The sequence below is a fragment of the Spirillospora sp. NPDC048819 genome, assembly GCF_040650055.1.
In the GTDB taxonomy this organism is placed as follows: domain Bacteria; phylum Actinomycetota; class Actinomycetes; order Streptosporangiales; family Streptosporangiaceae; genus Spirillospora.
In genome coordinates, this window is sequence record NZ_JBEZGN010000069.1 from 1 (window position 1) to 20,852 (window position 20,852).

A 20,852-nucleotide genomic window follows, 5' to 3' on the forward strand; every position below is an offset into this window, starting at 1 on the left:
CCTCATAGGTCGACCTACGCCTCTTCCTCGCCACAAAACGATCTTCCCACTCAAGCGATCACAAAGTGGAGAAACCCAAGATCTCCTTAGATCAAGGGTCGCGGACGAACGTCGCGCACTCCGCGCACTCCTCGAGGTACCGATGGCGGCACTCGACGGTGTGCCGGAGGAAGGTGATCGCTCGCTGTCTGCTGCGGACCTCGCTTTCGAGCGCAGCGATCTTCGCGCGCACGACCTCCTGCGCTGCGGACTTCTTCGGGGACATCGCCGCGGTGACCTCCGGCAACGAGAGCCCGACTTGTCGCAGTTTCAGTACGGTTCGTGCCTGCTCCAGGACGTCGTGGTCGTAGAGGCGGTAACCGTTCGCGTCCCGGCGCACCGTGAGTGCTCCGACGTGCTCCCAGTGCCGCAGGACATGGGCCTCGACTCCAAGCTGCGCAGCCGCCTCACCGATCGTTATCGCCATCCGCCCTTGCCTTGATGTCGACCTGAACCTCTAGCGTCCCCAGCATGCCTGAAAGTTCTCCCACTCCGCCTACTCCTGCTTGTTCCCGATCGGTCCTGGTCACCGGCGCGACGGGCAACCTCGGCCGTGAGCTCCTCGCCCGGCTGCACGCGCGCGCAGCAGTTGTGCGGTGCCTCGACCGTCGCCGTGTTGGCCCCCGACCCGGTATGGAGTCGGTGCGCGGTGACCTGACCGACGCCGACTCCGTCCGTGCGGCGCTCGACGGCATCGACACCGTCTTCCTCATATGGCCGCTGCTCGACACCGCACCCGCCGAGCCTCTGATCGCAGAACTTGCCGCAGCAGCACCGCGCGTCGTCTACCTCTCCTCGACTGCGATCGATGACGCCTCTTCTCGCCAAAGCGACCCGATTGTGCAGGTACATGCGGACATGGAACGCCGCCTCCGTGATGCCGGCCTGCATCCCACCGTGCTGCGCAGCGACACGCTGGCGTCCAACACCCGGGGCTGGGCGGCACAGCTGCGCGCAGGCGACGTGGTCACAGGTCCGGACATAGCGCGCACAGCAGTCGTAGACGAGGGTGATGTCGCGGCCGCAGCCGCGGAGGTGCTCCTTCGACGCCAGGACGATTCGGATCGCACCCCCTACCTGCTGACCGGGCCCGAACCGCTCAGCAGGGCCGACCAGGTCGAAATCCTCGGGGCCGCACTCGGACGAAAGTTGCGCTTCGAGCCGGTCCCCGTGGATATCGCGCGCGCACGAATGCTCGCGGACGGCCGTCCCGAGCGGCTGGTCGATGCCCTCATCACGGCGTCGACGCGGCGACCGGAATCACGCCTTGTCACCGATGATGTCGAGCACCTGACCGGTATGCCGGCCCGCCCCTTCGCGCAGTGGGCCATCGACCACAGCACCGAGTTCGGCCCGCGGCCGTGAGCACACATCAGTCAGTCTCCAACCGGTGCGATGACCGCCGAAGATCGATTCCCCGACAATATCGAAACCGTCACGGGAAACTGCCCATGAGGCACGCCAATGCTCCACTGACCGTCGAAGGTCGACACCGACTTCTCGAGCGCTGCCGGACTCGTCCAATAGCGCACGTCGCCGCCGAGATGTGGGTCCCCGCCCGAATCGCAGACCTCCGGCGCAGCCAATAATGGTCAGCGTCGCGGATTGCGTTCAAACTCCAAGCTCAGGGCATCACCGTCAGCCGCCGCACAGTGACCCGGCACCTGGCGAGGCTCGGGCTCAACCATCGCAAGTTCATCGACCCGAACGGCGAACAGAACCGGAAGCCGCGCAGAATCAGCGCCAGGTGGCCAGGCCACATGGTCCATGTCGATGTGAAGAAGGTCGGCCGGATCCCCGACCGGCTCTGTCATCGAGAACCAGAACCAGATGTCGTTGGGTTCGGGCATCAGTTGGTGATCAATAGGGCGAAAATGTCGATGAGATTCAGCACCACTTCGGCCCAGGCGAAGCCCGGGCCGAAGATCGCGTGTGGTGGGGGTCAGTTCGTGTTCTGTTCCGGCCTCGGGAGCAATGGAACAGTGGTTGGCGTTAAGCATTGACCGACGTCATGGATGCCGTCGACGGCGGGCGTTCCCGCCGGTTACCCGCGCTTGTCCGGTTCGGCGTCGGCGAAGGGCCCGGTATCCGCCGAGATCTCGGGCGGGGCGAGGACGTCGCCGCGGTATACGACTCGGACCGGAACCGGAGCCACCATCGGATGCTGATCCGCCGGCGTAGCGAGGTCGTGTCGGACATTCAGCAAGACCGCCGTCGTCATCACCGCGGAGTCCGCCGGGCGCAAGGTCTCCGGCCTCGCCACCGCAGGCGTCCGTCTCACTTGACCTCTTGCGCGTCAGTCCGGCAGCCAGTGCAGTTCGTGCGCCAGGGTTTTGGCGACGGCACGGATGCGGCGGTGTAGCGGCGACTGCTCGCGTGGAAGGACCAGGTGGATCGTCAGGCTGGGCGCGCCCCGCAGCGGTCGCCAGGTGAGACCGGCCGGCTGTGCCGTGACCGCGGCTTCTCCGGCCGGGGCGAGGGTGACCCCGTCGCGCAGGTCGCGCTGAGACATGTCGAAAGAGACTGCGGGCGTGTGGAGTCGGGGGTGTGGTCGGGTGTCTCGGAACAGTGCGGACAGCTGATCGTGGATCACGGGGTTGGCCGCACGGTCCGGGAGTCGCAGCGGATACGCGGCCGCGTCGGCGATCTCGATCTCCGGGTGTTCGGCCAGCGGATGGTGCTGCGCCAGCTGGACCCCGACGCGCTCACGCCGCAGCAGGAACCGGCGCACCCCACGGCCCGGCTGTTCACCGCGGGTGATCCCGGCATCGATGCGGCCGTCGGCGACCGCGGGGGAGATCTCCGGTGTCGCCATCGGGACCGCGCCGACCTCGAGTCCGCTGTTGCCGCGAATCAGCCTGTCCACCAGGGCCGGTGCCGTCTCGGCCCCGGCGCTGAGGCTGTATCCGATGCGCAGCGTGCCCAGTTCACCGGCCGCCGCGCTCCGGGCGGTGTCCCATGCCCGGTCCAGCGCCGCCAGCGCGGACGGCGCGGACTCCGCCAAAGCCGCACCGGCCGTGGTCAATACGACGCTACGCGTGTTGCGGACCAGCAGGGCCGTACCGAGTTCCGTCTCCAATCGGCGCATCCGGGCGCTGAGTGCGGGCTGTGCGATACCGATCCGTGCGGCCGCGCGGGTGAAGTTCAACTCCTGCGCCAGAACCAGGAAGTACCGCAGGCTCACCGTATCCGGCGCCACGTGCCCTCCCTGCCGATTGATAACGATCCGTTCTGAGTCTATCCCGTACCGGTCTTTCCCTCGACCGCACATCAAGCCCTAACCTGCGCGTATGACGATTCAACTGACCGCAGTACGCGTCGCCGGGATCGATCGATCTGAGTGTCAATTCGAAGTCGGACGTGTCCGGCCGAACACAGGAGGTTTCCATGGCTAAGGGCTACTGGGTCAGTGTCTACCCCGCCATTTCCGATCCTGAGAGGCTGACTGCCTACGACAAGCTGGCCGGTCCGGCTGTCCAGGCGGGGGGCGGGCGCAACCTGTCCCTCCTCCCGTCCCGTGGCGGTCGAGTCGTCGCCCACGAGGCCGGAATCACGCAACGCGTCGTCCTGATCGAGTTCGACAGCTTTGAACAGGCCGTCGCGGCATACGAGAGCGAGGCATACCAGAAGGCGCTGGTGGCCCTCCCCGACGACGTCGAGCGCGACTTCCGCATCATCGAAGGCATCGACTGACCGGCGGGCCCAGCCATCGCTGAGCATCCGTCACCTGATACGCACACGGTGCTGAACGACGACTCACGAGACGAGTTCGAATCCATGCCCCGCGTCCCAGTTCGTCGTCGACGACCTCGACGGCCTGATCCTGTCGGGCGGGTCCGAAGAAGCGACGCGACGTCCGGGGCAGCTGGACGGTCTCGCTGACCTCGTCGACGAAACTCACCCTCCGGGGTTCTGCGGGTCGCGGAAGTCGTGGACGCGGTAACTTCCGGGCACGTAGGCGTCACGAAGCGGGTCGTTGAGCAGGATGCCGTCGATCGCGAGGCACTGGCAGCCGTTGGGCCGCTCGGCGCGGGTGTCGTGGACGTGCGGGCCCGCCTGCCGGGCGCCGCCTTCCCACTTGACGCGGTAGTTGATCCCGCGCGGGTTGTGGACGCCGGGGGTGTTCAGGTCGGTCGGTTCGAAGGGGCCGCTGGGGACGGTGTTCCAATCCCAGGATGGCGCACGGGATCGCTGGGTCTGGGAGCCGGTGGAGCCTGCGGGGGGTCGGCCAGCCGGGTGTGGCCGGAGTAGATGTCGCCGTGCGTGGCGACGATCCGGATGGGGTCGGTGCGGCCGGGGAGGGTGAACAGCATCAGATTGCGGTTGCGGGAGGCGAAGTCGGAGAGCCGGTGGGAGTAGAACCGCCGGACCACGACCTTGTGCGGGTCGACGTAGATGACGGGGGCGAACATGCCCCACTCGCGGGGCAGCGAGCACGGGTGCGGGACGTAGGCGGGGCCGCCCGCTTCCCGCAGCGCGGCGGCGGCTTCGTAGGCGCCCTCACCCCCGTTCAGCTCGTAGCGGTCGCCCTCGCCGACGACCAGGATGTCGGGCCAGTCCCCGTCGTGCAGTACACCACGAGGCAACCGGTGCAGCAGCGCCGCGAGCAGTGCTCGATCAGACCGGTGAACCGCACCCTCGCCCCATCCAGCCGGCGCTCCAGCACCGTGATCTGATGCCGCAACAACAAGGTCTCGGCGGCCTTCTCCCCGTCGGTCATCGGAAGCAGACGCAGCACCGCGAACGTGTTCGCCAGGGTCAAGTAGGCCAGTCGCACCAGCACAACCGCCCCATCACCCCGGGGCGAGGGCGGTTGTCGTGACCTGTCCCGCGACGGTTCCCGGCCCTGCGCCCCCGAACCACCGGACATTACGGCTCCCACCTGCGCGGACGTGCTTTTCGGCAAGCACGGGCTCGAACTCTTCGGCCGGGTCCCTCCGGCGTCCGACCGGCCCGCCCCCGCTCCACCATCTGCAGCCGAACTCCGGCGGATACGGCGATCGTGACATCGGCACTTGTGGACCCCTCCCGGGATCCCTCGTCCCAAGCGATCAGGTGTCCACAGGACCGGGTAACTCCATCCCGAACGGCGCGACGGGAACTCCCGTCCCCTTGCTGACACCGGATCGGACTCTGATTCGGACTAACTACGTGCCCGAATCAGCTACGGTCAAGGTAATCAGAAGAACGGCAAGTAGGGGGAAGACGTGGCTCAGAAGGTAATCGTCCAGATGACGGACGACATCGACGGCTCGGAGGCCATCGAGACCGTACGATTCTCCATCGACGGTTCGGCCTATGAGATTGACCTGAACGAAGGCAATGCGGACAAGCTCCGTAGCACCTTGCACGCCTACATGGAGAGTGGTCGACGACTCAAGGCCACCAGGGGCGGCAAAGCTCAGGCCCGTAGCACCAACGGCCGTGAGCGCAGCGCCGAGATCCGTCAGTGGGCAAAGGCCAACGACATCAAGGTCAACGAGCGTGGGCGCATCCCAGCCAACGTCATCGAGCAGTACGAGGCCGCGCACTAGCCCAGCCCGCACACCCTTAAACGCAGCACCCGAGGGACTCATCGGCTCCGGCTGGTGGGTCCCTTCCTTTCCGCACCAAGTCAGCCGGGGGGCGGACAGCCCATCAGCGCGGCCTGGGCAACCCGCCGTTGCCCGATTGGCCTAATGTGGGTGAACTCCCGCCAAGCCCAAACCGATCTTGGTCGACCGTCACACTGCTTCATGTGTCGGGAGAACAAAGTGACGAACAGTCGCTGCATGAAGTAAGCAAGCTGGCGTGCTACGGGCTTCCTCGCAGTCCAAGCTCCGTCCACACAGGAAGCCCCACAGCCGACCCCAACGATTTCTGCCTCAGCCTCGAATCCGTCCGTGCTCGTCGTGCAGCCCGCCTCCCGACCATGGTGGGAACACCCCAGCGATCATCACCGCAGTCGGAACGCTGCTCGGTGCGGTCGCAACGGCAACGATCGCCTATGCAGGCATAAACCAGACCGTGCAACTGCTTCGGGCACCGCAACCTCCCACGCCTTCGGTGAGGGTGACCGAACAGGTAACACCGAACCCGCTCGATGGTTCGGGGCCGTTCCGCTTGCGATCGCGGGAAAGCTCCCGGTCTCTCTCAGGGCCAGGAAACGGCAGAGTCGACTGAGCAAGGCAGCCTTGCGCCAGCACCAGACCTGGCACCGCAAAGGACGGGACCGGACCGCGTCATCGGCCCGGGCAGGGGCCCGAGCGACGGAATCCTGCCCGATCCTCGCCGATCACCTCCGCCCATTCCTGCACGCTCCAGTCCCAGACGAGCGTCCGACCTGGGCGTGGCGCGGCAGGATCACCGCCGTCGCATCACGTGTCCGTGGAACCGGGGGAAGCTCAAACACGCCCCGCGTCGACGCTGTCGTACTGGCATCGCCAGGCACTGTTCCGTATGAGCATCGCTGGCGCGGAAGGGTCTCCAGCGCGCCACCTGCGACCTCCAACACTCGAAGCCATTGACACGGCCGTGACCGACCCGGCCCGTGGGTGAGATCCACCAGGTCATCGCCTGCCCACCCCGCGCGACAGCCCCAGCTGCGGCTTGACATCCGTAACATCAGACCCCCGGACGCCCGACTGGCCCAGCCAGGTCCGACATCCACGAGCGAGGGCACGTGACATCGCACGCGCATCAGCGGGTATCACCGGATTCTGCGGGATGCACCGGCCATCGCTCAGCGCCCGGCCCTGTCGGCGTACTCGGCAGCTGCCCAGCCCTGTTCATCGTCCTGGCCGAGGTCGCCATCCCGCTGGTGCGCTAACCCGAGACGGATTTCACCTGGACCTCGCCCGCACCGTTGGCGTCGGACGGCGTCGGGTGGAAGGTGGCCTGGCCGGTGACGCGGACGCCGGCGCGGTCGCCGGGGCGCAGGCGCACGTGCCCGTCGACGCGGACGTCGACCGGCGTGTCGAGACCCTCGACGTCGATCGTGATCATGGCGTCGTGGCCGTAGTAACGGACGTCGGTCACCGTCCCGGCGGGCGCCGTGCCGCCGGGGTCGGTGAGCCGCAGTTGCTCGGGCCGCAGGATCACGGTCCCCTGGACGGCCGCGTCGCAGTCGCGCAGCTCGACCTGGCCGAGGGGGGTCGTCGCCGTCCCGTTCGCGGCGTCCCCCGGAAGCAGGACGGCGTCGCCGACGAACCCCGCCACCCAGGGATCGGCGGGGTGGCTGTAAACGTCATGCGACGGGCCGCACTGTGCGACCCGCCCGTTGTGGACGACGGCCACCAAGTCGGCGATCGACAACGCCTCCTGCTGGTCATGGGTCACGAGCAGGGCGGTCGCACCCGTGGCGCGCAGGGCGGCGCGGACGTCGGCCCGCACCCCGGCGCGCAGCGCGCTGTCCAGCGCGTTGAACGGTTCGTCGAGCAGCACGAGCGCCGGTTCGGGCGCCAGCGCGCGGGCCAGCGCGATCCGCTGCTGCTGTCCGCCGGACAGTTCGTGCGGCATCCGGTCGCCGTACCCGGCCAGTCCCACCAGTTCGAGCATCTCCTCGGTGCGCCGGCGGCGTGCGGTCCGGTCGGCCACGCCGAAGGCGACGTTGCGGGCGACGCTCAGATGCGGGAACAGTGCGCCCTCCTGGGGCACGATGCCGATGCGGCGCCGCTCCGGCGGGACGTGCGTCCCGGGGCCGGTGAGGAGGCGTCGGCCCACGGTGACGGTCCCGGCGTCGGCGCGCAGGAAGCCCGCGATGACGCGGAGCAGGGTGGTCTTCCCGCAGCCCGAAGGGCCGAGGACGGCGGCCAGCGAGCCGCTCGGGACGGTGAGGTCGAGCCCGTCCAGGACGGTCGTGGCCGGGCCGTACGCCTTGGTCAGGCTCTCGACCTGCAGATCGGTCATGTGCGCCTCCCGAGGAGGTACGAGGGGACGGCCGCGAGCAGGATCAGTGCGGCCGCGTACGGCGCGGCGTCGGCGTAGGAGGCGACGCCCGTCTCCGTCCACAGCCGGGTGGCGAGGGTGTCCATCCCGGTGGGACGCAGCAGAAGGGTGGCAGGCAGTTCCTTCATGCAGACCACGAACGTGAGGGCGGCGCCGGCGGCGATGCCGGGTGCGGCCAGCGGAACGGTGACCGATCGCAGGACCCGCAGCGGGCCGCGGCCGAGGGAGCGGGCGACGTCCTCCAGTACCGGCGGGGACTGGATGACGGCCGCACGGGTCGCGGCGACCGCGAGCGGCAGGAACAGCACCGCGTAGGCGCAGACCAGCAGCGGCAGCTCCTGGTAAAGGGGGTTGGCGTACCGGACGGCGAAGAACACCATCGCCAGGGCGACGGTGATGCCGGGCAGGGCGTGCCCGGCGTAAGCCGCCTGCTCCAGCAGGGCTGGAAGCCGTCCCCTGTGGCGGGCGGCGACGACGCCGACGGGCAGGGCGAGGACGGTGGTGAGCGCCGCCCCCGCGGCGGCCACGGCGAGGGTGACCCCGGCGGTGTTCACGAGCGCGGCCGGGTCCCAGGTGGAGCGGTTCCCCGTCACCAGCCAGTACGCGAGCGTGGCGAGCGGGAACACGACGGCCGCGGCGGCGACCGCCGCGCACCAGCCCAGTGACGGGGCCGCCCAGCGGCCGAGGCGCAGCGGCACCGGCGGGCGGGCCGTCCCCGTCCCGGTCCTTGCGTGCCCGCGGCGTCCGCGGGTGCGGGTCTCCAGGGCGACCAGCGCCACCGTCATCACGACCAGCACGACGCTCAGCGCCGCCGCCGGGGTGCGGTCGAAACTGGCCTGGTAGGACGTGTAGATGCCGCGCGTGAACGTGTCGTACCGCATCAGCGACACCGCGCCGAAGTCAGACAGCACGTACAGCGCGACCAGCAGGCCGCCGCCGGCCGCCGCCGGGCGGAGCTGGGGAAGGGTGACGCGCAGGAACGTCCGGCCCGGCCCGACCCCGAGCGACCGGGACGTCTCCTCCTGCGCCGGGTCGATGCCGCGCAGCGCGGCGGCGACCGGCAGATACACGTACGGGTAGCTGACCAGCGTCAGCGACACCGCCGACCCGGCGAACCCGGCGAGTCCCGGCACCGCCGACAGCCACGCGAACGCCGCCACGTAGCTGGGCACGGCCAGCGGGAGCGTGACCACGATCGACCAGGCGCGGGCGCCGGGCAGCGCCGTCCGGACGGTCAGCCACGCCAGCGAGACACCCAGGATCAGGCACGCCAGCATCACCGTGGCGGCCAGGGTCAGGCTTCGGACGAGCAGTAGCGCGGTGCCCTCGGTGGTGACGACGCTCCAGGCGAACCCGAAGCCGCGCTCCAGCGCCCGTACGGCGAGATAGCCGAGCGGCAGCAGGGCCAGGGTCCCGGCCAGGGAGGCCGGGGCGAGGAGCACCCAGGGGGCGCGGGCCGTGGTCATCCGGTCAGACCATGCCGACTTCCCGGAGCATCTTCAGGGTCTCCTGGAGAGAGTCCAGCTCGCCGAGGTCGATCTCGGGTGCCTTCAGCGAGTCCAGCGGCGGCAGGCCGGGGACGTTGCTGGTGACCCCGGACGCCAGCGGGTACTCCTTCGTCTCGTCGCTGAAGTAGGTCTGCGCCGCCTTGGAGAGCAGGAAGTCGACGGCCTTCTGCGCGGTCGCGGGGTGCGCGGCGCCCTTGAGCACTCCCACACCCGCCACGTTGATCAGCGCGCCGGGGTCGGCGCCGGGAAGGTAGTGGAGCTTGGCGGTGACACTGCTCTCACCCTTCTCCGCGACCCTCTCGTACCAGTAGTAGTGGTTGATCAGCCCCAGGCCGATCTGCCCGGCGTTCACCGCGTCCAGCACGGCGATGTTGTTCTCGTACGCCTTCACGCCGTTGGCCTTCAGGCCATCCAGCCACTTGCGGGTGGCATCGTCGCCGTCCAGGACCCGCATGCCGGTCACGAACGCCTGGAAGGACGCGTTGGTCGGCGCGTAGGCGATCTTGCCCTTCCACTCCGGCTTGACGAGGTCGCGGACGCTGTCGGGCGCCTTGGGAACGAGATTCGGGTTGTAGGCGAGCACGCGGACCCGGCCGGAGACGCCGACCCAGTCGCCCGCGCCGGAGCGGAACTGCGCCGCGACCTTGTCGAGGGACGGCTGCGGCAGCTTGGCGAGGCGTCCCGCCTTCGCAAGGGCGCCGAGCGCCCCGGCGTCCTGGGAGAGGAACAGGTCGGCCTTGGTGCCGTCGCCCTCCTCGAGGATCTGCGCGGACAGTTCGGCGCTGGCGCCGTACCGGACCTCGACATCGGTGCCGACGGCGTCCTCGAGCTTGTCCAGCAGCGGCTTGACGAGGCCCTCGTTGCGGCCGGAGTAGATGATGAGGCCGGCGTCGGAGCCCAGGCCGCAGGCCGCTCCCATCGGCAGGAGGACGGCCGCGAGGGCGAGCGCGGTCGTGAAACGTCGCAGGGGGTGTCGCATGGGCCTACCTCGGAGGTGCCGTACAGGGGGCGGTGTCGGTATGTAGGTTAGCCTTACTTAAGATGCGCGTGTGAGTCGCCCCCACCTGGAGTTTCGTCCGGTCCCGTTCGCCCGTGACCTGGCCAAGTACGCGGACAGGCCGGCCGTCGTCACCGCCGAGGGGACGCTGTCCTACCGCGAACTGGCGGCGCGGACGGCGGCCACCGCCGAGCGGCTCGGCACCGAACGCCGGCTGGTGCTGCTCGGCGGGGCCGACACGGTGGACGCTCTGGTCGTCTACCTGGCGGCGCTGGCGGCCGGGCATCCCGTCCTGCTCGTCCCGCACGACCGTTCGATGTCGTCCCTGATCGACGTGTACGACCCGGACGTCGTCGCTCTCCCGGACGGGACGCTCGACGAACGCCGGCCCGTCTCCGCGCACACGCTGCACCCCGACTTGGCGCTGCTTCTCAGCACGTCCGGTTCGACCGGCGCACCGAAGCTCGTCCGGCTGTCGCAGGAGAACCTGCAGGCCAACGCGGCGTCCATCGCCGAGTACCTGGACATCCGGGACGGCGACCGCGCCGCCACCACCCTGCCGATGTACTACTGCTACGGCCTGTCCGTCATCAACAGCCACCTGCTGCGCGGCGCCGGACTGATCCTCACCGACCTCTCGGTCGCCGACGACTGTTTCTGGACGCTGTTCCGCGACGCGCGCGGAACGTCGCTGGCGGGCGTCCCCTACACCTTCGGCCTGCTCGACCGGGTCGGCTTCGCCGACATGAGGCTCCCGCATCTGCGGTACGTCACCCAGGCCGGCGGCCGGCTGGCGCCCGACCACGTCGCGCGCTACGCCGAACTCGGGCGGCGGCGCGGCTGGGACCTGATCGTCATGTACGGGCAGACCGAGGCGACGGCCCGGATGGCGTACCTGCCGCCCGATCTCGTGGCGTCCCACCCCCAGGCCATCGGCGTGCCCGTCCCGGGCGGGTCGCTGCGGCTCGAACCGCTACCCGACTGGCCCGGCGTCGACACGGGCGAACTGGTGTACACCGGCCCCAACGTCATGCTCGGCTACGCCGAAGGCTCCGCCGACCTCGCCCTCGGCCGCACCGTCCACGAACTACGCACCGGCGACGTCGCCCGGCTCCTCCCCGGCGGCCTGTACGAAGTGGTGGGGCGGCGAAGCCGGTTCCTGAAGCTCTACGGCCTGCGCATCGACCCGCAGAGCGTCGAGGCGATGCTCGCCCGGCACGGCCTGGCGGCGCTCTGCACCGGCGACGACGAGGGCCTGGTCGTCGCCGTGGCGGGCGGCGCCGACACCCGGCACGTCAGGCGGCTCGTCGCGGCCGAATGCGGCCTGCCCGCCCGGGTGATCGGCGTGCACGCGGTGCCGGAGCTGCCCCGGCATTCGACGGGCAAGCCCGACCGCCCGGCCGTACTGCGGCTTGCGCGTTCCGAATTTGTACCGGCGCGTCCCGAACCGGCGCCGGCGCGTCGCGAACCGGTACCGGCGACGGACCTGGTCCGCCTGTACGCGCAGATCCTCGATCGGACCGCCGTCACCGAGGACGACAGCTTCGTGGATCTCGGCGGCGACTCGCTCTCCTACGTCGAAATGTCGCTGAAGCTGGAGGAGGCACTCGGGACGCTGCCCGCCGACTGGCCCACCCGCCCCATCCGCGACCTGCGGCGCTCCGACGGGCGCTCCCGGCGCCGGACCTTGGAGACCGGTATCCTGCTGCGCGCCGTCGCGATCGTTCTCATCGTCGGATCGCACATCTCGATCTTCACCTTCCGGGGCGGGGCGCACATACTGCTCGCGGTCGCGGGCTTCAATTTCGCCCGCTTCCACCTCACCCCGTCCGGACGCGGCGAACGCCGCCGGCGCGTGCTCGGTGCCCTGAACCGGATCGCTGTGCCGAGCGTCATCTGGCTCATCGTCGCGGCACTCCTCACCGCCGACTACCACCTTGTCGACGCCCTGCTGCTGAAGAGCGCGTTCGGGTACAACAGCAACTACTGGTTCATCGAGATCATCGTGTACATCCTGCTCGCGATGGCCGCGTGGCTGAGCGTCCCGGCCCTCGACCGGGCGGAACGCCGCGCGCCCTTCGGGTTCGCCCTCGCGCTGCTGCCGGCCGCCCTAATCGTCCGCTACGACTTCTTCGGCCTTTCGGACCTCCCGGACGCGATCACCGCGCTTTGGATCTTCCCCCTGGGGTGGGCCGCGGCGAAGGCGGCCACCACCGCGCGACGATCGCTGGTGACCGTGGTCGTGCTCGCCACCGTCCCCGGCTACTTCGGCTCCGGCGAAACGCTGCGGGAACTCATCGTCATCGGCGGCGTGACGCTGCTGATCTGGATCCCCGCGCTGCCGAGCACCGCCCTGTTCAACCGCCTCGCCGGGCTGCTCGCCGGTGCTTCGCTGTACATCTACCTCGTCCACTGGCAGATCTATCCACTGCTGGACCACTACTCCGGGCTTCTGGCCCTGCTCGCCTCCCTGGCGGGCGGCGTCGCCTACGCATCCGCCGCCGCACGCATCATGCGCAAGGCGTCCAATGCGCCCCTGCGCGACCGTCGCGCTTCCGCCTACGCGGGCTTCCTGCTCCGGCGATACACGCTAAAGCCACCGACGACGGACTCCACACGCTGAGGACGCTCCGGATACGGCCGACTCCCCTGCCATCATTTACTGGGTTCGCGCATAGATCGACGCTCACATCGCGGGGCCCGATGGGGAGTTCGACTGGCCGGCCGTGGGCCCGGCGCCGTCCGGGTGCTCCGAGAAACTGTTTCACGTGGCACTCGTATGCAGCCTTCCCGCTACCCAGAAGGAACCACGCCATGACCACTTCGCACGCCTTCCCCCTGGAGCCCACTCCGATCCATGTGTCCGACAAGGTCCTGGATGACCTGCGCGCCCGTCTCACATTGACCCGTCCGCCGTTGGACGAGGGAAATGAGGACTGGTCATACGGCGTCCCGGACAGCTATCTGCGTGAACTGGTCGCCTACTGGCGGGACGGCTACGACTGGCGCGAGGCCGAGGCCGCCATCAACGCCTACGAGCACTACCAGGCGAGCGTCGCCGGTGTCTCAGTGCACTTCATGCGCAAGCCCGGCCGCGGCCCTAGCCCGATCCCATTGATCCTCACCCACGGCTGGCCGTGGACGTTCTGGCATTGGTCGAAGGTGATCGACCCGCTCGCCGACCCGGCCGCGTTCGGCGGTGACCCCGCCGACGCGTTCGACGTCATCGTGCCGTCCCTGCCCGGGTTCGGTTTCCCCGGCCCGCTCACCGGCTTTCCGGACGTCAACTTCTGGAAGGTCGCCGACCTCTGGCACACCCTGATGACCGAGACCCTGGGATACCAGAAGTACGCCGCCGGGGGCTGCGACATCGGCGGGATCGTCTCCAGCCAGCTCGGGCACAAGTACGCCGACGAGCTGTACGGCATCCACATCGGCTCCGGGCTGCCGCTCGACTTCTTCACCGGCCCCCGGGCCTGGGACTTCGCCCGGAATCGGCCCCTCACCGACGACCAGCCCACCGACGTCCGCGCCCGCATCATGGAGATGGACCACCGCTCGGCGTCCCACCTGGCCGTGCACATGCTCGACGGCGCCACCCTGGCCCACGGGCTGAGCGACTCACCCGCCGGACTGCTCGCCTGGCTGCTGGAGCGCTGGAACGCCTGGAGCGACAACGGCGGCGACCTCGAGTCCGTCTTCACCAAGGACGACCTGCTCACCCATGCCACGATCTACTGGGCGAACAACTCCATCGCCACGTCGATGCGTTACTACGCCAACGCCAACCGCTACCCCTGGGCCCCCGCCCACGACCGCACCCCGGTCGTGCAGGCCCCGGTCGGCCTCACCTTCGTCACGTACGAGAACCCGCCCGGCGTCCACACCGCCGACGAGCGCGTCCGGGCGTTCAAGACCGGCCCGCAGGCCGATTGGTTCAACCACGTCAACGTCAACGCCCACGACCACGGCGGCCACTTCATCCCCTGGGAGAACCCCGACGCCTGGGTGAGCGACCTACGCCGCACCTTCCACGGCCGCAGGCCCTGAACGACCCCGTCGCAGGCCGGCCTCGTGGCAGTTAGGTAGGCACGTTCCCGGTCGGCGTCCGTGGCCGCCTTGTCGGTGGCGGCGCGTACGTCGCACTCCCCCGCGCCACCCCACACGAGGCTGTCACCAACCGCTGACAAGACTTCGTCGCCCTCGATGCCGAGAACGCTCGCGCGGTGCCTCAGCGGCCTGCCCGGCGCGGCCCGTCAACTCCGTCTTCGACCTTGTGGGACACGGTCGAGCAGGGCCCTCAGCTGCCACCGAGGCTGTTAATGCGAAGAACTTCGCGTTACTCTGTCCGTGACGCACAGAGAGGGGTGGCGCATGGACGTGAAGCCGCGCGCGACGGGGGCCGTGCGGCCTCGGACACCGGCTCGTTCAAGGGCGACCTTCAGGCGCTCGCGCTGGAGATCGCCGGCCTGTATCAGCAGCCCAGAGCGCGGGCGCTCGTCGAGGGCGTCGTGGCCGCCGCCGTCCGGTCCCCCGAGGCGTCCACCGCCTGGGCAACGGTGATCGCCGAGCGCAACCGCCTCGCGTCCCGGATCGTCGAACGGGCCGTAGAACGCGGCGAACTACCGCCGGGAACCGACGGCATCGCGATCATCAGCGCCGTCGGAGCCCCCATCTACTATCGCCTGCTCGTCGCCCGCGGGCCGGTGGATGACGAGGTCGCCGAGGTCGCCGCCGCGGCCGCGTACGCCGCTGCCCTCAGCGGCGCCTTCACACCGGGGGGCTCCCCCGGCCCTTCATAGGCCGCGTACACCTGCAAACACCAGCGAAAGGATCCGCAAATGCGCCAGGACATCGAGTTCGTCTCTGCCGGGACGACCCTCCGCGGGTGGCTTTACACGCCCGACGGCACCTCCGGCCCGCACCCGGCCGTGGTCGTCACCCATGGACTCGGGGCGGTCAAGGAGCAGTACACCGACGACATCGCCGAAGCACTCGCCGCGGCCGGGCTGGCGGTCGTCCTCTACGACCACGCCTCGTTCGGCGCGAGCGACGGCGAGCCACGCCAGGAGGTCGATCCTTGGACACAGATCCAGGGATACCGGGACGCCGTCACCTTCCTGTGCACACGTCCCGAGGTGGACGCCGAGCGCATTGGGGTGTTCGGGTCGAGCTTCTCAGGCGGGCACGTGCTCGTCGCCGGGGCCGTCGACCGGCGGGTCAAGGCCGTGTACTCGCAGGTGCCGGTCATCAGCGGCGGGACGACCCTGTCGCGGTTCATCCCCAGCGAGGCCCTCGCCGAGGTACGCAGGAGCTTCGACGCCGACCGGCTCGCCCGGTTCAACGGCGAGGCGCCTGCGATGATCCCCCTCATCACCGCGACCCCCGGGGAGCCCGCCGCGATGGCCGACCGGGAAACCTACGAGTGGTACCAGGCGATCGAACCGGAGCGCCTGGCGACGTGGCGCAACGAGGTCACGCTCCGGTCGGTGGAGGCGATCGCCGGCTACGAGCCGGGCGACTATATCGCCCGCATCTCCCCCACACCGCTCATGCTCGTCGTCGCCCAGCACGACATCCTCACTCACAGCGACCTGGCCTTCGCCGCCTATGAACGGGCCCTGCACCCTAAGCAGCTCGTCACCCTGCCCGGCGGCCACTTCGTCGTCTATAACCAGGAGTTCAAGAACACGCTCGCCCTCATGACCGAATTCTTCCTCCAGCATCTCGCTCCCCGGACATCCGCCTAATACTCCAGCCGCACTGCCATAGCCACCACTTTCGGGACCGGCGTGGAGCAGGAACTGGTCACGCCGGCCCTCACGTCCATCAGGTTGAAGAGGAAACCCGTGATGCTGACGGTCCCTACCGAGGTCGCCCACAAGTGAGCAGTGAGCCCTCGGCCAAAGCCAGGTCGAGAGCTCACTGGTATGGCGCGGGCGGCTCACCCAAGAGCGGCTATCGGGTGCCGTCGATCAGGCGGATGGCCAGGTCGGGGCTGAACTGGCCGGCGGGGATCCCGGCACCGATCCCGCAGTCGCCATCGGAGTCGCCGGGGACTTTGACCCACAGTTCGAGTTCGGCGTCGGCCCCCTCGCGGGGCGGGGTGCCGAGCCTGCGTCCGGCCGGATTGCACCATTCACCGTTGGAGCCATTGCCGTTCCGGCTGGTGTCGACCACGAAGGTCTTGCCGCTGGGGAGCCCGGCATTGACGGCCTTGGCGTAGGTGACGGACTGTTCGGTGGTGTAGTAGTTCGACACGTTGACCGAGAAGCCGCGTGCGTCCGCGATCCCGGCGGCCTGCAGACGCTGGGCCATGGTGCCGGCGGGGATCCAGTTGGCGTTGGCGGCGTCCAGGTAGACCCAAGCGTTCGGCGCCTTCTGCTTGAGCTGCTGCACACCGTATTTCAGCAGGTCGAGCCGAATCTGCCGCTCGGTGTCGTTCGGCAGGCAGTCCAGTTGGGCGACTGCGTCGGGCTCCACCACGACGATCGCCTGACGGCTGCCAATGGCCGTGGCGAACTGCCCGATCCAGGTGCGGTAGGCCTCCGGGCTGCCCGCGCCGCCGCCGGAGTGGCTGCCGCAGTCACGGCCCGGGACGTTGTAGGCCACCAGCATCGGTGTGGCGCCAGCCTGCTCGGCGCCGCCGACGTAGCGGGACACCGCCGCGGTGATGTCGCTGTCCCAGTTGCCGAACCAGCGTGCGATCGGCCGATCGGCGATGGCCGCCTTGATGCGAGCGGCCCGCGGGTCGCCGGGGTTGGCGGCGACCCAGGCTGCCGGGTTGGAGTTCGGGTCGACGTACAGGTTGGCCGCGGCGATCGCCTCGGCCGCGGGTGCGGCGTGGGAGACGGCGCCGACCTTGGCGGCCTGCGGTTGCTGTCCGGTGAAGTATGCGCCGGTCAGCGCGGCCGTCGACGCGGTGAACGCGGCGACGGCGGTGATGGTCCATCTACGGAGAGCGGGTAGCACGGGGGTTCCTTCGTCGTCCGGTGTCATGGCGGGGGTTGCCGTCCGCGGGCTCTTCGGTCACATTTCAGCGGAGCATGGGGAAGCGGACGTGTTCAATGCACTTTTTCCGACCGTTCCCCGAGAAACTACCGACGCGCTTGAATTTGAGTCAAGAGCCTTTTCATGCCTTCCACTTCCGTCTAACCACCGAGCATCTCGCCGCCATTGTGAGCCGCTGTAAAGGGCCCAACCAGGCTGAACTCGTAGAGCCGTTCCTGTGGGGGATGCGGTTGTCGTCGTTGCGTGAGCGAGACCTCACTGCGCTGATGACAGACGGTGAGGACGGGTGGGCGTATGAGTTGGGCATGCGGTACGCGCAGCGAAGGTGGGTACACCCCCGCCGAGCAGCAGCAGCGGCGGGAGCGGATGCATGCGGCCGAGCGATTCGCCGGTGGTGACGGTGTCGCTGCGATCGCCACGGACCTGAGGGTTACCGAACGCACGGGGCGGCGGTGGCGCGCGGGGCGGGGTGGACGCCCTCATACCGCGGGGCCCGGTTTCGCGGGCGGCGAGCAGCTCGCGCGTCTGGCGCTCCCAGCTGTGACCGTTCAGCGGACAACCATGGACGAGGACGACGGGCGGCTGACCCGCGCCCTGATCCTCGTAGTGTTGGCGTGTCCTCGGTTGGAGGCCGGTAGTTCGGTGCGGTCAGGCATCGACGTTTCCGCGAGGCGCGGAGGTTCCGTTCCACCGGAAGGGGTCGTCTTCCAGCGCCGAGCGGTCCCAGCGTCCGAGGTCCGCGGCGGCTTCGTAGGTGGTGTGGAGGAACTCGGCGACCGCGCGGTCCGGGTCGGGCGCGGCACGGGCGGCCTCGTAGGGCAGCAGGAACTGCTGGAACTCAGAACTGAAGTACGCGCCTTCGGGGCCGATCGACTGATCGGCGAACCCGTCGGGCTCGGGGTAGGCGTAGGAGTAGAAGGCGCCTTCCTCTCCGCCGCCGGGCCAGAACCCGCAGCTGGACAGTTCCCGGGAATAGCCCTCGACCATGACCCAGTCCCCGCAGTTGGGTACTCCGCCGGGATGCGGCGGAGCCGACCGCCCGGAGAAGCGGGTGCAGGCGAGATCCATCCCTCCCCAGAAGAAGTGCACCGGACTGACCTTGCCGACGAAGTGCGACCGGAACTCGCCGATCACCCGGTTCGCCTGCAGCAGCTGTCGCCAGAACAAGGCGGCCGCCTCGCCGTCGTAGGAGGCGTGGTGGTGGTCGTCGGCGAAGGGGATCGCCGGCTCGACCTCGTTGGGGTGCGGCCGGATCGGTGCCTCGATCCCGAGCCGGTCGAGCATGGCCAGGATTCGGGTGTAGAACTCGGCAACCGGCATCGGCTGGAGCGGGAGGCTCCGAGCGCCGCCGTCGCTGCTGCGGATCTCGAGCCGGTGGCCGAGGAAGTCGAACTCGATCTCGAAGGCCCCCGCACGGTGCGGGATGGCCGACGTCGTCAACCCGCGCGGGCTGACGTACAGGGTCACCTGCCACCAGTGATTGAGCAGCGGAGCGTGGGCCATGCGGATCTTGCCCACGATCTGGGTCCACATGTGCAGGGTGTCGCGGGTGGGGGTCCAGTCCGGGACCCGCAGGCTCGGCCAGCTCGTCATCGCTGCGCCGGTCATCGGATCTCATACCCTTCGCGGGGCGACGAGAGTGTGGCGGTCATTGTGCTCCTGACCTGCGGGACGGGCTCCTCGAGCCCGGTCGCGATCGGTGGTGAACTCGTCTCGGAACCCGCCGGAGATGATCAGCGGTGTTCGGGATTGTCGTTGTCGGGGCGACAACCGGCGTCCCAGGCCGTTCGCTGGTTGCCGTAGGCCGGGATCCCACCGGCGCGTCGGATCATCGACGCGAGGTGGAGCAGGTTGTAGGTCATGAACGTGATGTTGCGGTTGGTGAAGTCGTTGTCCGGGCCGCCGGAGCCCTCGTCGAGATAGGAGGGGCCGGGGCCGACGTCACCGAGCCAGCCCGCGTCGGCCTGGGGCGGGACGGTGAACCCGATGTGCTGCAGGCTGTAGAGGATGCTCATCGCGCAGTGCTTGAGGCCGTCCTCGTTGCCGGTGATCAGGCAGCCGCCGACCCGGCCGTAGTAGGCGTACTGGCCGCGCTCGTTGAGTACGCCGGAGTAGCCGTAGAGCCGCTCGATCACTCGGCGGGTCACGGAGCTGTTGTCGCCGAGCCAGATCGGTCCCGCGATGACCAGGATGTCGGCAGCCAGGACCCGGGGCAGCAGTGCGGGCCATTCGTCGGTGTCCCACCCGTGCTCGGTCATGTCCGGGCGGACGCCGGTGGCGATGTCGTGATCGACGGCGCGGATCTGATCCACGCCGACCCCGTTCGCCTCCATGATGGCCACGCTGCGGTCGATCACGCCCTGGGTGTGGCTGCGGTCGGGGGAACGCTTGAGGGTGCAGTTGATGTACATCGCGCGCAGCCCGGTGAAGTCCGGTCCCTGGGTCACGGATGCAGTCATGGGGTCCCTACCTTCTTCCTCGGGTGGTGCCGAAGCTGCGCGGGCGGACCCGCGACGTGCGCCTTTAGGTACCGCCGTCCGCGAGTCGGTACTGCAGCGTGCCCGAGGGGCAGCGCCGCACGACTTCGGCCAGGCGTCGGATCCACCGCTCATACCGGCCTCCGTCACTGTCGTGTCCGACTGTTCAGTCGCTGACCCTGGACGGTGCCGCGTTGTAGAGCAGGTCGTGGTACTCGGGATGTTTGCGCAGCCAATTGATGATGAAGGGGCAGATCACCAGCGCTTTCAGGCCTCGTTCGCGGGTCTCGTCGAGCGCGGCGCGGGCCAGGGCGCCGCCGACTCCTTGCCCCTCGAAGGTCGGGTCGACCTCGGTGTGGGTCAGGACGATCAGCTCGCTGGTCTCCTGGTAGTCGATGAATCCGGCGACCGCCGTCTCGCCGACCGAGGCTTCGTAGCGCCGCCGGTCTGGATTCCTGGTCACGTTGACGTCGATGGACATTGTTCGTTGAACCTCCTGTTTCGGTGCTGTAACAGGTCGTCATCTCGGGTCGACCGTGGGTTCCCGGTGGCCGGACGAATCAGATCGGTAGCGCTTACCGCTCGCCACGTGGCAGGTCAGATACTCGTCGGGCCAGAGGTCCTTTAAACCCACGTTGAGTTCATCAACTTCGATGACGGGACCGGCGAACACGACGTTCCCTTCGCTTCGGAGCGTTGCGGTGTCCCCAGACTCGCGCAGCAGACGCTCGTTCGCGTCAGGGAGAATTACCTAGCCCGGTCATCCGGAGCTTCTGACCGCGGTCTGCCTGTCCGGTCAGGAAGCGGCAGTTCTCTGAGCTGCCGGCGGGAGGTGATGCCCAGCTTGCGGAAGATGTTGCGGAGGTGGGCTTCAACCGTGCGTGGGCTGAGGAA

17 protein-coding genes and 3 pseudogenes are annotated in these 20,852 nt (G+C 68.9%); 8 read left to right on the forward strand and 12 right to left on the reverse strand.

What is annotated here, in order from left to right; all coding sequences use genetic code 11:
• Positions 1–91: 91 nt before the first annotated feature.
• Complete coding sequence (locus AB0C35_RS44650; RefSeq protein WP_358470298.1) at positions 92–466, reverse strand: MerR family transcriptional regulator; 375 nt, start codon at positions 464–466, stop codon at positions 92–94.
• Between the two features lie 44 nt (positions 467–510).
• Here AB0C35_RS44650 and AB0C35_RS44655 point away from each other — a divergent pair, with 44 nt between their 5' ends.
• The gene (locus AB0C35_RS44655; RefSeq protein ID WP_358470301.1) at positions 511–1,404 is read left to right on the forward strand and encodes an NAD(P)H-binding protein; all 894 of its coding nucleotides are present in this window, start codon (positions 511–513) and stop codon (positions 1,402–1,404) included.
• 86 nt (positions 1,405–1,490) lie between these two features.
• A pseudogene (locus tag AB0C35_RS44660) lies at positions 1,491–1,841 on the forward strand (IS481 family transposase); the annotation flags it as partial.
• Between the two features lie 494 nt (positions 1,842–2,335).
• Here the strand turns inward: AB0C35_RS44660 and AB0C35_RS44665 are convergent.
• Positions 2,336–3,238, reverse strand: a complete 903-nt coding sequence (locus AB0C35_RS44665; RefSeq protein WP_358470304.1) for a LysR family transcriptional regulator — start codon at positions 3,236–3,238, stop codon at positions 2,336–2,338.
• Positions 3,239–3,426: 188 nt separating this feature from the next.
• Between AB0C35_RS44665 and AB0C35_RS44670 the strand changes: the two genes are divergently transcribed.
• Positions 3,427–3,732 (forward strand): DUF1330 domain-containing protein, encoded by a 306-nt coding sequence (locus AB0C35_RS44670; RefSeq protein ID WP_358470307.1) that lies wholly within the window; start codon positions 3,427–3,429, stop codon positions 3,730–3,732.
• 431 nt (positions 3,733–4,163) lie between these two features.
• On the opposite strand, the gene AB0C35_RS44675 is transcribed toward AB0C35_RS44670, so the two are convergent.
• Positions 4,164–4,625, reverse strand: coding sequence for a hypothetical protein (locus AB0C35_RS44675; RefSeq protein WP_358470310.1), 462 nt, complete (start codon positions 4,623–4,625; stop codon positions 4,164–4,166).
• A gap of 621 nt (positions 4,626–5,246) precedes the next feature.
• On the opposite strand from AB0C35_RS44675, the gene AB0C35_RS44680 reads away from it, so the two are divergent.
• On the forward strand, positions 5,247–5,573 hold the full coding sequence (locus AB0C35_RS44680) for an Lsr2 family protein (protein WP_358470313.1): 327 nt from the start codon (positions 5,247–5,249) through the stop codon (positions 5,571–5,573).
• 1,270 nt (positions 5,574–6,843) lie between these two features.
• Here the strand turns inward: AB0C35_RS44680 and AB0C35_RS44685 are convergent.
• Genes AB0C35_RS44685 through AB0C35_RS44695 form a run of 3 tightly spaced genes read right to left on the reverse strand, consistent with a single transcriptional unit; the run spans position 6,844 to position 10,452 of the window.
• A complete protein-coding gene (locus tag AB0C35_RS44685; RefSeq protein ID WP_358470316.1) occupies positions 6,844–7,926 on the reverse strand; it encodes an ABC transporter ATP-binding protein in 1,083 nt (360 codons plus the stop codon).
• Positions 7,923–9,431 (reverse strand): iron ABC transporter permease, encoded by a 1,509-nt coding sequence (locus AB0C35_RS44690; protein ID WP_358470319.1) that lies wholly within the window; start codon positions 9,429–9,431, stop codon positions 7,923–7,925. Before AB0C35_RS44690 ends, AB0C35_RS44685 begins: the two co-directional genes overlap by 4 nt.
• A gap of 4 nt (positions 9,432–9,435) precedes the next feature.
• Positions 9,436–10,452: an iron ABC transporter substrate-binding protein gene (locus tag AB0C35_RS44695; RefSeq protein WP_358470322.1), complete on the reverse strand. Its 1,017-nt coding sequence runs from the start codon at positions 10,450–10,452 to the stop codon at positions 9,436–9,438.
• Between the two features lie 70 nt (positions 10,453–10,522).
• Between AB0C35_RS44695 and AB0C35_RS44700 the strand changes: the two genes are divergently transcribed.
• The 4 genes and pseudogenes from AB0C35_RS44700 to AB0C35_RS44715 all read left to right on the forward strand — a co-directional run.
• A complete protein-coding gene (locus AB0C35_RS44700) occupies positions 10,523–13,093 on the forward strand; it encodes an AMP-binding protein (RefSeq protein ID WP_358470325.1) in 2,571 nt (856 codons plus the stop codon).
• Between the two features lie 191 nt (positions 13,094–13,284).
• Positions 13,285–14,520 carry an epoxide hydrolase gene (locus AB0C35_RS44705; protein WP_358470328.1) on the forward strand — a complete coding sequence of 412 codons (1,236 nt, stop codon included), beginning with the start codon at positions 13,285–13,287 and terminating at the stop codon, positions 14,518–14,520.
• Positions 14,521–14,837: 317 nt separating this feature from the next.
• On the forward strand, positions 14,838–15,272 hold the full coding sequence (locus AB0C35_RS44710; RefSeq protein WP_358470331.1) for a TetR-like C-terminal domain-containing protein: 435 nt from the start codon (positions 14,838–14,840) through the stop codon (positions 15,270–15,272).
• A 30-nt stretch (positions 15,273–15,302) separates the two neighbouring features.
• Positions 15,303–16,220: pseudogene (locus AB0C35_RS44715) on the forward strand (alpha/beta hydrolase); the annotation flags it as partial.
• A gap of 208 nt (positions 16,221–16,428) precedes the next feature.
• Here the strand turns inward: AB0C35_RS44715 and AB0C35_RS44720 are convergent.
• From AB0C35_RS44720 to AB0C35_RS44745, 6 genes and pseudogenes are all read right to left on the reverse strand, one after another.
• A complete protein-coding gene (locus tag AB0C35_RS44720) occupies positions 16,429–17,469 on the reverse strand; it encodes a glycoside hydrolase family 6 protein (protein ID WP_358470333.1) in 1,041 nt (346 codons plus the stop codon).
• 537 nt (positions 17,470–18,006) lie between these two features.
• A pseudogene (locus AB0C35_RS44725) lies at positions 18,007–18,090 on the reverse strand (alpha/beta hydrolase); the annotation flags it as partial.
• A gap of 39 nt (positions 18,091–18,129) precedes the next feature.
• Positions 18,130–19,089, reverse strand: coding sequence for a DUF5996 family protein (locus tag AB0C35_RS44730; RefSeq protein ID WP_358470336.1), 960 nt, complete (start codon positions 19,087–19,089; stop codon positions 18,130–18,132).
• A 125-nt stretch (positions 19,090–19,214) separates the two neighbouring features.
• Entirely contained in the window at positions 19,215–19,940 is a 726-nt protein-coding gene (locus tag AB0C35_RS44735) for a flavodoxin family protein (RefSeq protein ID WP_358470338.1), read from the reverse strand.
• Between the two features lie 184 nt (positions 19,941–20,124).
• Positions 20,125–20,439 (reverse strand): GNAT family N-acetyltransferase, encoded by a 315-nt coding sequence (locus AB0C35_RS44740; RefSeq protein WP_358470340.1) that lies wholly within the window; start codon positions 20,437–20,439, stop codon positions 20,125–20,127.
• A gap of 266 nt (positions 20,440–20,705) precedes the next feature.
• On the reverse strand, positions 20,706–20,852 hold a 147-nt coding region (locus AB0C35_RS44745), incomplete at its 5' end, for a LuxR C-terminal-related transcriptional regulator (protein ID WP_358470343.1).

Bases quoted from the DNA above. Each gene is read 5' to 3' on its own strand.
- AB0C35_RS44650 (WP_358470298.1), bottom strand. From the start codon at position 466: ATGGCGATAACGATCGGTGAGGCGGCTGCGCAGCTTGGAGTCGAGGCC.
- AB0C35_RS44655 (WP_358470301.1), top strand. From the start codon at position 511: ATGCCTGAAAGTTCTCCCACTCCGCCTACTCCTGCTTGTTCCCGATCG.
- AB0C35_RS44670 (WP_358470307.1), top strand. From the start codon at position 3,427: ATGGCTAAGGGCTACTGGGTCAGTGTCTACCCCGCCATTTCCGATCCT.
- AB0C35_RS44685 (WP_358470316.1), bottom strand. From the start codon at position 7,926: ATGACCGATCTGCAGGTCGAGAGCCTGACCAAGGCGTACGGCCCGGCC.
- AB0C35_RS44690 (WP_358470319.1), bottom strand. From the start codon at position 9,431: ATGACCACGGCCCGCGCCCCCTGGGTGCTCCTCGCCCCGGCCTCCCTG.
- AB0C35_RS44695 (WP_358470322.1), bottom strand. From the start codon at position 10,452: ATGCGACACCCCCTGCGACGTTTCACGACCGCGCTCGCCCTCGCGGCC.
- AB0C35_RS44705 (WP_358470328.1), top strand. From the start codon at position 13,285: ATGACCACTTCGCACGCCTTCCCCCTGGAGCCCACTCCGATCCATGTG.
- AB0C35_RS44720 (WP_358470333.1), bottom strand. From the start codon at position 17,469: ATGACACCGGACGACGAAGGAACCCCCGTGCTACCCGCTCTCCGTAGA.
- AB0C35_RS44730 (WP_358470336.1), bottom strand. From the start codon at position 19,089: ATGACCGGCGCAGCGATGACGAGCTGGCCGAGCCTGCGGGTCCCGGAC.
- AB0C35_RS44735 (WP_358470338.1), bottom strand. From the start codon at position 19,940: ATGACTGCATCCGTGACCCAGGGACCGGACTTCACCGGGCTGCGCGCG.
- AB0C35_RS44740 (WP_358470340.1), bottom strand. From the start codon at position 20,439: ATGTCCATCGACGTCAACGTGACCAGGAATCCAGACCGGCGGCGCTAC.